Raw genomic sequence first — 15,130 nt, forward strand, 5'->3', positions numbered from 1 at the left:
GACATGCGACGCGCCAGCTTCGCGGACATGAACTGCTCGATCGCCCAGGCCCTGGAGGTGATCGGCCCCTGGTGGACCCCGCTGATCATCCGGGACGCACTCATGGGCGTCACCCGCTTCGACCACTTCCAGTCGCGCCTGGGCATCGCCCGCAACGTCCTCACCCAGCGCCTGGACCACCTCGTCACCCACGGCGTCCTCGAAGCCGTCCCCTACCAGGACCGCCCCCCGCGCTACGACTACCGCCTCACCGACAAGGGCCGCGACCTGTGGACCGTGCTCACCGCACTGCGCCAATGGGGCGACACCTGGCTGGCCGACGAGGGCCCACCCGTGGAGGCCGTCCACCGCACCTGTGAGCACACCGCCCGCGCCCTGCCCGTGTGCTCGGCGTGCGGTCGGCCCCTGCACGGCCACGACCTGAGCCTGCGCCACGGCCCCGGGGCCCCCGACGGCGGCGTGCTCCCCGAATGAGGCCCCCGCGCCCGTGAAAGGCTCGGCGCGGGCACACGCGAACGGCGGATACCCCGATGGGACGCCCCGGCCGCGTCCGGTAGTGTGCCCACCTGGAACTACTCGTCAGTAACAAAAGGTTCTCACCCAGGAGGCCCCATGCCCACCCTCGACCGCGACGGCGACGTCCTCATCCTCGACCTCGGCGACGACGAGAACCGCTTTCACCCCGACTGGCTCACCGCCGTCAACACCCTCCTGGACGAGGTCGACCAAGCCGAAGGCCCCAAAGCCCTCGTCACCACAGCCACCGGAAAATTCTTCTCCAACGGTCTGGACCTGGACTGGCTCGGCACCCACCCCGACGCCCGCCCCGACTACATCGCCACCGTCCACGCCCTGTTCGCCCGACTGCTGTCGATGCCCCTGCCCACCGTCGCCGCCGTCCAGGGCCACGCCTTCGCCGCCGGAGCCATGCTCACCCTCTGCCACGACCTGCGCGTCATGCGCGCCGACCGCGGATTCTGGTGCCTGCCCGAAGCCGACATCCACATCCCCTTCACCCACGGCATGAGCGCCCTCATCCAGGCCCGCCTCACCCCCCAGGCCGCCCACGAGGCCATGACCACCGCCCGCCGCTACGGCGGAACCGACGCCCACACCGCCGCCATCGTCGACCACACCGCCACCGAAGGCGAGGTCCTGGCCACCGCCCTCGAACTCGCCCGCCCCCTGGCCGCCAAGGCCGGCCCCACCCTGGGCACCATCAAGACCCGCCTTTACCCCACCGCCCTGCGCCTGCTGCGCGACACCGACACCCCCCTGGACTGACCGGCACCGCCGTGTGCCCGCCCCGGGCACACGGCCACCGCCCCGAGACGGACCCCCTACCGCCAGCGCAAACGAGTGGTCCTGGCCGGAGCCATGGCCATACACCCCCCGCGTACTGCTCCTGGACGAACCCACCGCCGGACTCGACCCGCCCGAAACCCTCCAACCCCAGGGCACCACACCGGTCATGTCCACACGACGTGGACCTCGCCCACGGCTGGGCCGTCCACGCCCCGGTCACGGCCCCACCCACAGGCCGGGTCGCCGCCCCAGCGCGCACAGGGCGAAGCCCAGTCCCCGGGCGCCCCCGCATAGCCCAGGGGCGGCAGCGTGCGGGTCGCCACCGGGCCGGCGATCACCCGGGGCAGAACCAGGACCCGCCCCCCGCCGCGGGCAGTGCAGCCGACGCCGGCCTCCGCTCACCGGCCCAGCCTGCCACCTCGACCTCCGCCAGCGGCAGGCCACCGGGGCCGAGCCCGGAAGCCACCGCCAGACCGCCCGCCGCGTAGATCCGCTCCTGGACCTCATGGGATCCCAGCTCCGCCACAGCACCGGCGAACCGCTCCACCGGCACCGCATCCGACCAGGGTGCACGGCAACCGCCCCCGCAAGAAATAGGAAAACCGATAACGGACATGCGCGTGCGCATTGGCCCTCTCAGCGCCAAACCCCTAGGTTCGACACCGTCACCACTGATCAACACACGTGATGAAAACACACGTTCGATGACCTGCAAGGGTCCGAACCGAAAGGCGCACCACCCATGGCCCAGATCCTGTTCGTGATCACCGCCGCAGACCACTGGACCCTGGCCGACGGCACCGAACACCCCACCGGCTTCTGGGCAGAGGAGGTCGTCGCCCCCTACCGAGCCCTCACCGAAGCCGGACACGGCATCACCGTCGCCACACCCGGCGCAGCCCTGCCCACCGTCGACGAGGCGAGCCTGACCCCCCAGAGCACCGGCGGCCCCGACCGCGCCGCCGCGACGCGCAGCGCACTGGAGGCCATCACCGAACTCCGCCACCCGCTCCCCCTGGAGAAGGTCGACCCCGACGGCTTCGACGCCCTCTTCTACCCCGGCGGACACGGCCCCATGGAGGACCTGGCCACCGACCCCGCCTCCGGCGCCCTGCTCACCCGCGCCCTGGACGCGGGCACACCGCTGGCAGTGGTCTGCCACGGCCCCGCCGCCCTGCTCGCAGCCACCCGCCCCGACGGAACCAACGCCTTCGCCGGATACCGGGTGGCGGCCTTCACCAACACCGAGGAGACCCAGGCCGGGCTGGCCCAGGGCGCCCCCTGGCTGCTCCAGGACCGCCTGACCGAGGCCGGCCTACAGGTCCGGGAAGGCGAACCCTGGGCACCGAACGTGGTCGCCGACCGCACCCTGCTCACCGGACAGAACCCCGCCTCCTCGACCCCGCTGGCCGAAGAACTGCTCACACACCTGTCCTGAACCACGGCACTAGACTCCACCCCCATGGACACCAGGGAAACCGGAGGTCCGGCCACGCCCACGCGGCCGGACCTCAACCTGCTGCGCACCTTCCTGGCCGTCTACCGGTCGGGCTCCTTCACCGCGGCCGCCCAGACACTGGGCCTGTCCCAGCCCACGGTGACCGCCCAGATCCGCAACCTGGAACGCGATACCGGTCGCGAACTCTTCGAACGCCTGCCGCGCGGCGCCGCCCCCACACCCGTCGCCCACGACCTGGCCGGCCGCGTGTCCGCCCCCCTGGACGCCCTGGCCGCCGCCACCGGCCACGACCCCGAGAACCCGCCACCCGCCGCCCCGGTCCACCTGGCCGGGCCCGCCGAGTACCTGTGCACACGCGTAATGATGGCCCTGGCCCCCCTGACCGCCGCCGGCATCGACCTGCGCGTGAGCACCGGGCCCACCGGGACCCTGCTGGAGGAGCTGCGCGCGGGCCGCCACGATCTGGTCGTCTCCACCGCCCGCCCGCGCGGGCGCACCCTGTTGTGGACTCCGCTGGCCGACGAGGAGTTCGCGTTGGTGGCGGCCCCCGCCTGGGCCAACAAGGTGAGCGGACGCCTGGCTGAGGAGGGACCGGCGGCCCTGGAGGAGGTGCCGCTGATCGCCTACTCCGAGGAACTGCCGATCGTGGGCCGCTACTGGCGCCACGTCTTCGGCCGCCGCCCCACCCGCCGCCCCGCACTGGCCGTCGCCGACCTGCGGGGCGTCCTGACCGCCGTCACCGCCGGAGCGGGGGTGGCCGTCCTGCCCACCTACCTGTGCCGCGACGCACTGGACTCCGGGGACCTGGTGGTGCTGCACCCCACCGACGACCCGCCCATCAACACCGCCTACCTGGTCCAGCGCCCGGGCCAGGCCCACCACCCCCACGTGGCCCGGGTCCGCGACCACCTGCTGCGGCCCGGCCCGCACAAGTGCACCGGGCCGTGAGGGCCCGGAGGAAGAACACCAGGGGTCAGGCGACGCGTTCGGCCGCGGCCTCCTCCGCGCCGGTGCGCGCTCCGGGCAGGCCGCGCCAGAGCAGCAGGAATCCGAAGGCGACCTCGAAGAGCCCGCCGGGGACGGCGAGAACCACACCCGCCCCGGCCACGGCGAACTCCAGCACCGCACCGACGGCGAGCGCGGCGTACCCCGCCGCACCCCACCAGGCGAACCAGCGGGGCACCCGGCGCTGCGCGGCCAGCACCAGGAAGAACGGGACGCTGCCCGCACCGAGGGCGAACATGGCGATCCCGTAGGCGATGTCGTTGCCCGCCGCCTCCCCCGAGGCCAGGAACAGCACGCCCAGAGCGAGCAGGACCGCCTCCACGACCCTGACCGACAGGTAGGACCAGGCCACCCGGGGGGCCGAGCCGCGCAGGGCGCGGAAGAGCGCCGCCCCGATCAGGGCGACCGCGACGGAGTTGGCGAGCATCAGCCCGAGTCCGACAGGGCGGTCGGACAGCGCACCGCCGCCTCCGTAGAGGACGAACGCCGCCAGGAAGAGGGCTCCGGCCACGCGGCCGGTACTGCGAGGGGACATGCGCCACTCCAGACGTACTTAGTAAGCGTACTAAGTACGTTACGATGGGCGGCACCGTCCGTCAACAGCCCCCGAGGGAGAGGCCCATGCCCGGCACCGAGCAGGACACGAACCCCCGGCAGCCCCTGAACCGCGACCGGATCCTGGCCGCCGCCCTGGACCTGGCCGACACACAGGGCCTGGGAGCACTGACGATGCGCTCCCTGGCCCACGAACTGGGCGTCCGACCGATGTCGCTGTACCGCTACATCCACGACAAGGAGGACCTGCTGGACGGCATGGTCGACCTGGTCTTCAGCGAAATCGCGCTGCCCGACCCGCGCGGACCCTGGCGCGGCGAACTGCGCCGCCGCGCCGTCTCGGCCCGGCGGGTCCTGGCCCGCCACCCCTGGGCTCTGGCGCTGCTGGACACCCGCACCTCACCGGGACCGGCCACCCTGCGCCACCACGACGCCGTCCTCGGCCTGCTGATGAACGGCGGTTTCTCCCCGGAGATGACCGAACGCGCCTACACGATCGTCGACTCCTACGTCTACGGCTTCGTGATCCAGGACGCGGCGCTGTCCTTCGAGGACCCCGGCGGAGCCGCCGAAGCGGCACGATCGGCCCTGGCGGCGCTCGACCCGAAGGCGTACCCGCACCTGGCGGCGTTCGCAGCCGGACACCTGGTGCAGGAGGGCTACGCCTTCGCCGACCAGTTCGAACCCGGACTCGACCTGCTTCTGGACGCCATCGGGACACTGGCACAGCACTGACCGGGAACCCAGCCCCACGACCACCGGGGTGGCCTCAGGGACACCCTTGCTCCTGGGTTAGGTAGACTGACCTACCTAACTCATAGGGAGAGGCAGCCATGGCGGACACCGGGACACCCCGGCCCCGTACAGGATCAGCGCGCGCGAAAATCCTCGACGCCGCCGCACGGCTCTTCTACGCCCACGGCATGGCCGCCACGGGCATCGACACGGTCACCGCCGAAGCCGGTGTCGCCAAGATGAGCCTGTACAACAACTTCTCCTCCAAAGAGGAGCTCACCCTGGCCTACCTCCAGGAACGGCACCGCGCATGGCTCGACCTGTACCGGCACCGGCTGGAGGGGACCCGCACCCCCCGCCAACGGGTCCTGGCGGTGTTCGACGCCTACATCGACCACGCCTCGGCCGCCCACGAACACGGCTTCCGCGGGTGCGGGCTGCTCAACGCCGCAGCCGAACTCCCCGCCCGAGCCCCCGGCCGGGAACGGGTGCGCCAACACAAGGAACAGGTCGAGGCACTCCTGGCCGGGCACCTGGAGGAGATCACCACCCCCCAGACCGCGGCCCGCACCGCCCGGCACTGCTCGTTCCTGCTGGAGGGCGCCATGGCCCGCGCCGGACTGGAGGGCACCCCCGACCACCTGCTGCAGGCGCGCGCGATCGCCGCGTCCCTGGTGGACACTCTGTGAACCGCCCCCGGACACTGGGGATCGCCGCCATCACCGCCACCTCGCTGCTGTGGGGCACCACCGGCACCGCCGCCACCTTCGCCCCGCACGCCGGCCCCCTGGCCATCGGATCGGCAGCCCTGGGCATCGGCGGACTGCTCCAGGCACTGATCGCCCTGCCCTCGCTGGCCGCGGCCCTGTCCCGGCTGCGGCGGAACCTGCCCCCGGTGGCGGTGGGGGCCCTGGCCGTGGGGGTCTACCCCCTCGCGTTCTACGCATCGATGCACCTGGCCGGTGTAGCGGTGGGCACCGTTGTGTCCCTGGCCTCGGCGCCGCTGGCCTCGGGCCTGCTGGAACTGGCCGTCCAGCGCAGGCCGCCGAACCGGTGGTGGACCCTGGCCGCCACGCTGGGCACCGCCGGAGGCGCACTGCTGTGCGCCGCGACCATGGCGGGCCCGTCCGGAGCGCCCCCGCACACGGCGACCGGAATCGCGCTCGGGCTGGTGGCGGGCGCCGCCTACGCCACGTTCTCCTGGACGGCGCACAGCCTCATGGGGCGCGGCGTGGACCGCGCGGCGGCCATGGGCGCGGTCTTCGGAACCGGAGGAATCCTGCTGATGCCGGTACTCGCCCTCACCGGCGCGCCCCTGCTCGCCTCGGCGCAGGCCTTCACCGTGGCCGCCTACATGGCACTGGTGCCGATGTTCCTGGGCTACCTCCTCTTCGGGTTCGGGCTGGCGCGGGTCCCGGCGAGCACGGCCACGACGGTGACGCTGAGCGAACCGGCCCTCGCCGCGCTCCTGGCGGTCCTGGTCGTGGGAGAGAGCCTGAGCGCGGCGGGATGGCTGGGCCTGGGCCTGGTCGCGCTGGTACCGGCCCTGCTCGCCCTGGCACCGGACCGCGCGGCGGGTACACCCGTGCCCGCAGGCCGCGAAGCGGTGTGAACCCGGCGCGGCAAAAAGAGGGGAAAGCGCAAGCCCGGCCCCTCACCCGCGGGGACTCGGGTGAGGGGCCGGCGCCGCTTGGACCTGTCGGCGGCCGGCCGCGCCGCGCACCCACACCCGGAGGCAGCGGGGCCTGGCCCCTCCGGCACATACCCGGGGTCCGTGCACAGCGCCACGTGTTCTCCCAGGAACCAGCGGCGGCCGGCCGCCGAGGCCTCGGTGAGTCCTTCCAGGTGCACCGTCAGGTGGTCGGCGAGCGCTCCCCTGCCCGAGCCGGGCACCCAGGGTTCCAGCGGCCCCTCCCAGAGATCCCAGCAGGAGAACCGGTCCAGTAGGGCGTGGTGCTCGATCAGGCGGTACACCGACGGCGCGGTCTCCTGGAAGCGGGTGCCGTACCCGAAGGCGACACCGGCACGGCCGTCGGTGTGCAGCGCATAGGCCACGGGGGAGGAGACGCGCTCTCCGACGACGTCGAAGCACCAGCCCCTGCCCCGAGGCCACATCCTCTCCCCCAGGCTGAAGTCCCACCCGCGCACCACGACGCTGCCGTCCAGCGGGGACCGCAGGCGCACACCGTACCCGAGACCGCCGAAGCGGGCCGCGAACGCCTCCCTGCGGATCACCAGGTCCATCGGTGCCGACCCCATGCGGCCCGTAGGGGGTCGAGGAGGATCGCTACAGGATTTGGCGGTAACGCCGTGACCTCTGCTTCGGTTCGGTGACGGCGCGATTTTGAGCCCTTCTAGGGCCATACGTTCTGGCCCATGCCACATGAATTCCTCTCCGACGAGCAGATCGCTCGCTACACCCGCTTCCCCGACGAGGTGTCCGTCGGCGACCTCGAGCAGTTCTTCCGCCTGGACGCCAAGGCCCACAAGGCGGTCGCGACCAAGCGCAGCCCGGCGAACAAACTCGGGTGGGCCCTGCAATGGGGCACCGTGCGCATGCTCGGCGTGTTCCTGCCCGACAACCCCACCGGCGTCCCCGAAGGGGTCGTGCCGTTCGTCGCAGACCAGCTCGGCGTGGACCCCGCCTGCGTGGGCGAGTACCGCCGCCGGGAGAAGGCCGCCTACGAGCACTCCTGGGAGATCCGCGACACCTTCGACTACACCGACTTCAGCGAGGGTGAGGAGGGTCTGCGCGAGTACCTGGCCGCCCGGGTGTGGGCCACCGAGGAAGGACCGCGCACCCTGTTCGACCGGGCGATCGTGCACCTGGTGAACAAGAAGGTGCTGCTGCCGGAGATGACGGTGCTGTCCCGCGTGGTCACCAGTGTCCGCAGGAGTGAGAACGCCCGCCTGCACGCCTCCCTGCGCCAGCGCACCCCCGACACCGTCCGCTCGAGCATGACCGGCCTGCTCCAAGTGCCCGACGGGGCGCGGTTCTCCGAACTCAAGCGGCTGCGCACCGAACCCACCCGCGTCTCCAGCCAGTCGATGGTCGAAGCCCTGGACCGCACCTCCGAGATCGGCGGCCTGGGCGACACCCGCCTGTGGCGCACCAACACCCGCGCCAGCTACGGGCCCCTGGACTCCATGTCGCGGCACACCATCCACCTGGACAAGGTCCGCGCCCACTGGGAGGACATGCTCCGGGTCGCCGGATCGCTGACCACCGGGGCGGTGCGCGCCTACGACCTGGTGCGCATGATCTCCCGCGACGGCCGCCCCACCGGCCTGGGGGACGCCTTCGCCCACTACGGGCGCATCTTCAAGACGTTGCGCCTGCTCCAGTTCCTGCACGACGAGAGCTACCGGCGGATGATCACCGCCCAGCTCAACATCTCCGAGGGACGCCACCAGCTCGCCCGCAAGATCTGCTTCGGCAACCGCGGCGAGCTCAAGCAGCGCTACCGCGAAGGGCTCGAGGACCAGCTCGGCGCCCTGGGCCTGGCCCTGAACGCCATCGTGTGGTGGAACTCGCTGTACATCGACGCCGCCGTCACCCAGCTGCGGGCCGACGGGTTCCCGGCCACCGAGGAGATGTGCGCCCGCCTCTCCCCGCTGGGCTTCGACCACATCAACTTCCTGGGCTCCTATGCCTTCCCGCAGCCGGATGTGGACGGCGGGCTGCGTCCGCTGCGTGCCCCGGACGCAGCTGAGGAGTAAACCTGCTTGGGCGTGGGAGGGAGAGGCTCCTGTCGTATTGGCCAGGTCCCCCAAAATCTCGGGAAGTTTCGCGTCATAGATTCCGGCCGTTCCCCCTCCTGGAGAGTAGAACGGCTAGCCCAGCAGAGGGCTGGCCCCGGCCCTGGAAGGTCTGGTGCTCCGGCCCGTGGACACCTTCGTCTTGCTCCTGATCGCAACACTCTCTGGTGTTGCAGCACGCCTCGTCAACGCCTACGCGCAGTGGTTGGTGATCCGAGCTCGGATCGACTTCGCTCGCGCTGCCGCCCAGCTACCCAGGGACGCGCGGGTCGAGGTGCGCGACCCCAAGGGGACGACGTGGCGGATGAGCCGCAGCCGGTCCGGGAGGCGTTGATGAGCAAGATCTCCGATGACGGCGATCCGACTACGGAGCCGGTGAACGCACCATATCTCTGCTCTATCTGCAACACGTGGCATGAAAAAATCGAATTTATTCGTACTACCGAAACAGAGATTGAAGGGGTGTATCGGGAATACTATCGCCCGCTGTTGGCATTTGTTCGCGGCCGTGTGCGCCAGTACGGAATGCCTGATAGTGAGATCGACTGCGAGGGTGTCGTGCAAGATGCCTTCCTGGTAATGGTGAGAAGTTGGGATGATGCACTCGAGCCTCGTGGGTGGCTTTTCGCTGTGGCAAAAAACCTAATTCACAAGGAGTTGAAAAGCCCAAAAAGGGCACCACGCGACTGCGTCATCTATAGCTCAGATATCTCAGATCTAATGACTAAGGAAGAGCTTTGGTGGACTTCGGTGGTGCCTTCGCCAACCGTAGAGCAGGCATCTTCTGTCACCTGGGTCTTCGAGGTCATGGAGAAGCTACCCGAGTACCAGCGTGTGGCTACCTACCTGTTCCACGTCGTAGGGCTGAAGCATCGAGAGATCGTTGAGCTACTGGGGTGCAAACCTGCCGACATTGGGCAGCACATTCGCCGTGGAACAGAGAAGGTGCGCAAAGACCCGCATACCACGCCTGCTGCTGGAGCGCCTATTGAAAGGGCAACCAATAAGGAAGATACGATCAGCGATTCTCGTTCCGATCACACGCCCCAGCGGCGCCACTGGGGTGTTCCGGCGTATGTCGCAGAGATTGCACTCCTGGCTACGGCCATCGCCTATCTAGTGGACCCAGATATCGGAGGGGCAGCGCTGATCACAGGTGCCGTCATTGCCCTCGCGGCGCTCCTGGCTCGCATCACGCCCAAGCTGGCAGCGTGGTGGCCGTTGCGTCGGAAGAACGCTGCAAAACCGGCTCACCCGCCAAGCGAAGCTGAGCTGGAAACCCCGGGTCGGCAACACGAAGATATCCCCGAAGACCCGGCATCGACTGTCTTCGTTGGCCAGGATCGGACGACTTCTCCGGTTGAGGAGACCAGGGACGCCGACACAGCGAACTGATGCTCTCTAGCTGGTTCCTGAAGACCCGAACGTCAGGAACCAGTCTCCTCTGCGCCGTCTGGGGCCAGGGCACGGTAGACCGAGGCCACCGAGGGATGTCGGCCGGCGTTCTTGCCGGTCTTGATGGTCAGCTTCCTCGCGATCTCGGGGACGGGCACCCCCTTGTCCCTCAGGGCGCGGGCGAAGACGAGCATGTCGTCGTCGAAGACCTTGGGGCGGCCGCCGTGGTTGCCCTTGGCTGCGGCAGCGACCTGCCCCTCCAGGGTCTTCTCGCGGATGTAGTTGCGGTCGAGCTGGGCGGCCACGGGGCTTGAGCAGCAACCGAACGGTCAGTGGCGTTAGCGGATCGCGGAGGGCGGATGTACCGCCACCCGGCGTTCCGATGCGGGCGGCACCGGCACATCCCGAGAACGTGTAACGGTTCGGCCGACCCGGGTCGTCCAACGGTCGTTTGGCCCTACTTTGTCGCCTATGCCAGTGGAGTTCCTGACCGATGAAGAGGCGGCCGCCTACGGCCGGTACACCGGCCCGCCGGAGCGGGCGGACCTGGAACGAGTCTTCTTCCTCGACGACGAGGACCGGGTGCAGGTCGCGCAGCGGCGCGGCCAGCGCATGAAGCTCGGGTTCGCCCTCCAGCTCGTGACGGTCCGGTGGCTGGGGACATTCCTGGAGGATCCGCTGGACGTGCCGGGCGCGGTACTGGAGTTCGTCGCCGACCAGCTGGACATCGAAGACCCCTCCCAGGTGAAGCGGTACACCGAGCGGCGGGAGACGCCGTTCGACCACCAGCGCGACATCCGGCGGGCCTACGGATGGAGCGACTTCGCCTCGGCGGAGGGCGAGTTCGCGGCGTGGGTGGCGGCCAGGTCGTGGACGTCGGGCGACGGCCCCAAGGCGATCTTCACCGACGGGGTGGGATGGCTGCGGGAGCGTAAGGTGCTGCTGCCAGGCGTGACGACGCTGGCCCGGCGGGTGGCCAAGGTCCGCGACGACACGACCAAGCGGCTGTGGGGCGAATTGGAGGGGCTGCTGACCCTCGGTCAACGCCACGTGCTGGATCAGCTGCTGGAGGTCCCGGTCGCATCGCGGGTGTCGGACCTGGAGCGGTGGCGCAAGGGCGTGGCGCCGCGCGCGTCGGGCCCCACGATCATCAAGGCGCTGGACCAGGTGGCCGAGATCGAGGGGTTGGCGCTGGCGGACCTGGGGGCCGAGGCGCGGGTACCGCCGCGCCGGCTGGGCGAGCTCGCCAAGTACGGGATGCGGGCCGACGCCTCGGCGCTGCGCCGCCATAGCGACGGCCGCCGACTGGCGACGCTGCTGGCCACGGTCCGGCACCTGGAGGGCAAGTCGGTCGACGACACCTTGGAGCTGCTCGATCTGCTGATGACGACCGAGCTGGTGAACAAGGCGCGCAACACCTCCGACAAGGAGAAGGTCCGCAAGCACCCGAAGCTGGCCAGGTCCGCGGCCCGGCTTGCGGTCGCGGTGCAGGCCCTGTTCGCCTCCGACGCCTGGGGCGGCCCCGACGGGCAGGTGCAAGTCGACCAGGTGTGGGAGGCCATCGAGGAGGTCACCTCCCGCACCGAGCTGCGCGCCGCGCTGGCCCTGGTGAACGAGAACGCGGGGCCGGCCGATGCCGCCGAACCCGATGACTGGCGTTCGGAGCTGGTGGGCCGCTACACGACGGTGTCGGGGTTCTTGAAGGTGTTGCCGCAGGTGATCGCCTTCGGCGCGAACGCCGAGGGCACCCCGGTGCTGGAGGCTATGGAGGCGCTGCCGGATGTGCTGGCCCACCGCAGCCGCCTTGCCGCCCCGCTGATCCCGGGCCGCCTCATCGACGCCCGTGTGGTGAACGGCCCGTGGAAGCGGCTGGTGTTCGGGCACCCGGTCCGCGAGGATGGTGCGGTGAACCGGCACGCCTACGCCTTCTGCGTGCTGGAGCGGTTCTGGCGCCACCTGAAGCGCCGTGAGATCTACGCCGGGGCCTCCACCCGGTGGCGCAACCCCCAGGCCGAACTGCTGGAGGGCGCCCAGTGGGAGGCGATCCGCCCCGACGCCCTCACCTCGCTCAGCCTCCCGTCGAGCCCGGATGAGCTGCTGACCGAGCACTCCCGCACCCTGGATGCCGCGCTGCGCGAGGTCGGCGGGCGGTTGATCGCCAACCCCGACGCCCGTGTGGACGAGGCGGGCAGGATCCACCTGAGCGGGGTCAAGGCCGTCGAGGAGCCGCCGTCCCTGGTGGACCTGCGCTCGCGCACCACGGCGATGCTGCCGCGCGTGGAGCTTCCCGAGGTGATCTTGGAGGTCATGTCGTGGGTGCCGGAGCTGGCCGAGGCGTTCACCGCGGTGTCCGGTGGCCGGTCCCGGCTCGCAGATCTTCCGGTCTCGATCGCGGCCTGCCTGACGGCCCACTCGCTCAACGTCGGCTACCGGCCGATCGCCAAGAGGGGCATCGAGGCGCTGGAGCGCTCACGGCTCTCGCACGTCTACCAGAACTACTTCCGGCCCGAGACCCTCGCTCCGGCGAACGCGCCGCTGGTCGGCAGGCAGTCCGGTGTGGCGCTGGCTCAGGCGTGGGGCGGTGGCATGGTCGCCGCGGTCGACGGGATGCGGTTCGTCGTCCCGGTCCCGGCCGCCTTCGCCCGCCCCAACCGCAAGTACTTCGGATCCAAGCGCGGTATGACCTGGCTGAACGCCATGAACGACCGCGGCATGGGGCGCGGCGCCAAGGTGGTGTCGGGCACGATCCGCGACTCCCTGCACATGGTCGACGTCATCTTCGGCCTGGACGGCGGCGAACTCCCCGAGATCGTGGTGTCCGACACCGGCTCCTACAGCGACCTGGTGTTCGGCCTGCTGGAGCTGCTGGGCATCTCCTACCGGCCGGCGCTGGCGGACCTGCCCGACCAGAAGGGGTGGCGGATCAGCGCTTCGGCCGACTACGGGCCCCTGGACACCTTCGCCCGGGGCAAGGTCGACCTGCGCAAGATCCGCCGCAACTGGGAGGACATCCTGCGCGTGGTCGCCTCGATCTACACCGGCACCGTGCGGGCCTACGACGTGGTCACCATGCTCCAGCGCGACGGTCACCCCACCGCCCTGGGCGAGGCGATCGCCTCCTACGGCCGGATCTTCAAGACCCTGCACATCCTGTCCTACATCGACGTGGACGAGACCTACCGCCGCGACATCAAGCACATCCGCAACCTCCAGGAGAACCGCCACTCCCTGGCCCGCAAGATCTGCCACGGCAAGAAGGGCGAGCTCTACCACCGCTACGAGCGCGGCCTGGAGAACCAGCTCGGTGCGCTCGGCCTCGTCCTGAACTGCGTCACCCTCTGGACGACCGTCTACCTCGACGCCGCCGTGAGCCGGCTCAGGGCCCAGGGCTACCCGGTACGGGAGGAAGACCTGGCCCGGCTGTCCCCGTTCGTCCACTCCCACCTGGGCGTGCACGGCACCTACACCTTCGCCTTGCCCGAGCTGGCCCCCGGGACCATCCGCGAGCTGCGCGACCCCGACACCGCCCAGGATGACGACGAGATCTGACCCGCCGCGCCGACGGCGGCGCCGCCCGGACGTTCATCAACCGGCCGTTACGTGAACGCCCGCAGGGCCGTGCCCGGGTGTCCCGCCGTGTCCGGTTCGAGCGTTCATTTCTGGTTCGATGATGCGGCTTCAGCGGCTCGGCCGCCAGCGAACCGGTGAATTGACTGGAAAGGGACTAAGGAACTTTTCTTCTTCCGCGGGGGGGAAGTATCCCTGGCGTTTATGAGAGACAGCAGACAGATCACCTGGGAAGGGTTCTTCAACACCCGTGACCTCGGTGACCTTCCTACCCGCCACGGCCGAACCACCCGTCCTGGGGCCTTCATCAGATCCGCTGATCTGCGTTTTGTCACCGTCGAAGGGTGGCGGTCCGCCTACGACGCCGGTGTGCGCACCGTCGTGGACCTGCGCAACCCGGACGAGGTCCGCCCGGCCCCGGGCGAAGGCCTCACAAGCCAAGGCGGGTCCGCCGCGTTCCCCGCAGAATCGGCCCAGACGCCCCTCCCACCTGGGATGAGGCGTCTGGAGGTGCCCTTGGACGATGTCGAGGACGTCGAGTTCTGGAAGGACATCAACCGCAGGCGGCTGAACGGGATCCCGCTTTACTTCCGGCCCTTTCTCGACCGCAAAGCCGAACGATGCGCCGCGGCGATCACCGCTCTGGCACGGTCGGGGCCCGGCGGGGTCCTGTTCCACTGCGGAGCCGGGCGCGACCGCACCGGCTTGGTCACCCTGTTGCTGCTCGCCTTGGCCGAGGTCGAGGCCGGTGCGATAGCCGATGACTACGAACTCTCCACCACCGCACTCGTGCCTCTCTTCGCTGCGATGGGGAAGGAGGACCAAGGGCCGGTGATCGAGTCTTTGCTGGCCGAACGCGGACTGACGTTACGCGGCAGCGTCCTCGACGTCCTCAAGGATCTGGACGCACAGACCTACCTCCTGGAAGCGGGAGTCACCGAGGAAGACCTGGCCCGAGTCAGGGTTCGGCTCCTGGACTGATCGGACCTTTCAAAAAACCATCGTTTTCTGAAGGCCTCGGCGGACGGGCTCCGGGCCCCGCCCGGAGCCTTCAAGAACCCCTTCAGGAACCGGTGATGTTCAAGAACCCCCACCAGCCGTTTTCTGAGAGGATCGGGGACATGAACACGTTCCCGGACCCGTTCGCGGCCGAACCGATCGTGCTCACCGAGATCCGCATCGGCTACGCCCGCATCTCCACCCGTGAGCAGAAGCTCGACCGCCAGATGGACGCGCTCACCGCGGCCGGGTGCCGCAGGATCTTCTCCGACACCAAGTCGGGGCGCACTGACGAGCGCCCCGAGCTGAAGGCGTGCCACGCCTTCCTCCACCCCGGCGACACCCTCGTCG

Annotated in this window: 15 protein-coding genes; 12 read left to right on the plus strand and 3 right to left on the minus strand. The window is 70.0% G+C overall.

The genetic code is table 11. The features are described 5' to 3' along the window. Positions 1 to 3: 3 nt before the first annotated feature. Together ACFHWE_RS16760 and ACFHWE_RS16765 are read left to right on the plus strand one after the other, a co-directional pair. Positions 4 to 474, plus strand: coding sequence for a winged helix-turn-helix transcriptional regulator (locus tag ACFHWE_RS16760; RefSeq protein ID WP_416602586.1), 471 nt, complete (start codon positions 4 to 6; stop codon positions 472 to 474). A 138-nt stretch (positions 475 to 612) separates the two neighbouring features. Further along, positions 613 to 1,284, plus strand: a complete 672-nt coding sequence (locus tag ACFHWE_RS16765) for an enoyl-CoA hydratase-related protein (protein ID WP_416602587.1) — start codon at positions 613 to 615, stop codon at positions 1,282 to 1,284. 355 nt (positions 1,285 to 1,639) lie between these two features. On the opposite strand, the gene ACFHWE_RS16770 is transcribed toward ACFHWE_RS16765, so the two are convergent. Beyond that, on the minus strand, positions 1,640 to 1,831 hold the full coding sequence (locus ACFHWE_RS16770; RefSeq protein WP_416602588.1) for a hypothetical protein: 192 nt from the start codon (positions 1,829 to 1,831) through the stop codon (positions 1,640 to 1,642). Positions 1,832 to 2,047: 216 nt separating this feature from the next. Between ACFHWE_RS16770 and ACFHWE_RS16775 the strand changes: the two genes are divergently transcribed. Both ACFHWE_RS16775 and ACFHWE_RS16780 read left to right on the plus strand, forming a co-directional pair. Continuing rightward, on the plus strand, positions 2,048 to 2,743 hold the full coding sequence (locus tag ACFHWE_RS16775; RefSeq protein ID WP_416602589.1) for a type 1 glutamine amidotransferase domain-containing protein: 696 nt from the start codon (positions 2,048 to 2,050) through the stop codon (positions 2,741 to 2,743). Between the two features lie 24 nt (positions 2,744 to 2,767). Continuing rightward, positions 2,768 to 3,712, plus strand: a complete 945-nt coding sequence (locus ACFHWE_RS16780) for a LysR family transcriptional regulator (RefSeq protein ID WP_416602590.1) — start codon at positions 2,768 to 2,770, stop codon at positions 3,710 to 3,712. Between the two features lie 25 nt (positions 3,713 to 3,737). Here ACFHWE_RS16780 and ACFHWE_RS16785 read toward each other — a convergent pair whose 3' ends face one another. Next, on the minus strand, positions 3,738 to 4,304 hold the full coding sequence (locus ACFHWE_RS16785) for a DUF4386 family protein (protein ID WP_416602591.1): 567 nt from the start codon (positions 4,302 to 4,304) through the stop codon (positions 3,738 to 3,740). A gap of 86 nt (positions 4,305 to 4,390) precedes the next feature. On the opposite strand from ACFHWE_RS16785, the gene ACFHWE_RS16790 reads away from it, so the two are divergent. From ACFHWE_RS16790 to ACFHWE_RS16810, 5 genes are all read left to right on the plus strand, one after another. Then, positions 4,391 to 5,059 (plus strand): TetR/AcrR family transcriptional regulator, encoded by a 669-nt coding sequence (locus ACFHWE_RS16790; RefSeq protein WP_416602592.1) that lies wholly within the window; start codon positions 4,391 to 4,393, stop codon positions 5,057 to 5,059. A gap of 98 nt (positions 5,060 to 5,157) precedes the next feature. Next, positions 5,158 to 5,748 (plus strand): TetR/AcrR family transcriptional regulator, encoded by a 591-nt coding sequence (locus ACFHWE_RS16795; protein WP_416602593.1) that lies wholly within the window; start codon positions 5,158 to 5,160, stop codon positions 5,746 to 5,748. Beyond that, positions 5,745 to 6,671 carry an EamA family transporter gene (locus ACFHWE_RS16800; RefSeq protein WP_416602594.1) on the plus strand — a complete coding sequence of 309 codons (927 nt, stop codon included), beginning with the start codon at positions 5,745 to 5,747 and terminating at the stop codon, positions 6,669 to 6,671. Before ACFHWE_RS16795 ends, ACFHWE_RS16800 begins: the two co-directional genes overlap by 4 nt. 764 nt (positions 6,672 to 7,435) lie before the next feature. Then, positions 7,436 to 8,779: a Tn3 family transposase gene (locus ACFHWE_RS16805; RefSeq protein ID WP_416602595.1), complete on the plus strand. Its 1,344-nt coding sequence runs from the start codon at positions 7,436 to 7,438 to the stop codon at positions 8,777 to 8,779. Positions 8,780 to 9,151: 372 nt separating this feature from the next. Beyond that, positions 9,152 to 10,213, plus strand: coding sequence for an RNA polymerase sigma factor (locus tag ACFHWE_RS16810; RefSeq protein WP_416602596.1), 1,062 nt, complete (start codon positions 9,152 to 9,154; stop codon positions 10,211 to 10,213). 32 nt (positions 10,214 to 10,245) lie between these two features. Here the strand turns inward: ACFHWE_RS16810 and ACFHWE_RS16815 are convergent, their stop codons facing one another. After that, entirely contained in the window at positions 10,246 to 10,518 is a 273-nt protein-coding gene (locus tag ACFHWE_RS16815) for a hypothetical protein (protein WP_416602597.1), read from the minus strand. A gap of 166 nt (positions 10,519 to 10,684) precedes the next feature. Here ACFHWE_RS16815 and ACFHWE_RS16820 point away from each other — a divergent pair, with 166 nt between their 5' ends. The 3 genes from ACFHWE_RS16820 to ACFHWE_RS16830 all read left to right on the plus strand — a co-directional run. Further along, a complete protein-coding gene (locus tag ACFHWE_RS16820) occupies positions 10,685 to 13,762 on the plus strand; it encodes a Tn3 family transposase (RefSeq protein ID WP_416602598.1) in 3,078 nt (1,025 codons plus the stop codon). A gap of 222 nt (positions 13,763 to 13,984) precedes the next feature. Then, a complete protein-coding gene (locus ACFHWE_RS16825) occupies positions 13,985 to 14,761 on the plus strand; it encodes a tyrosine-protein phosphatase (protein WP_416602599.1) in 777 nt (258 codons plus the stop codon). 140 nt (positions 14,762 to 14,901) lie between these two features. After that, positions 14,902 to 15,130 (plus strand): recombinase family protein (locus ACFHWE_RS16830; RefSeq protein ID WP_416602600.1); only part of this gene is annotated, 229 nt, incomplete at its 3' end.

Source organism: Nocardiopsis sp. LOL_012 (genome assembly GCF_048060475.1).
GTDB lineage: Bacteria > Actinomycetota > Actinomycetes > Streptosporangiales > Streptosporangiaceae > Nocardiopsis.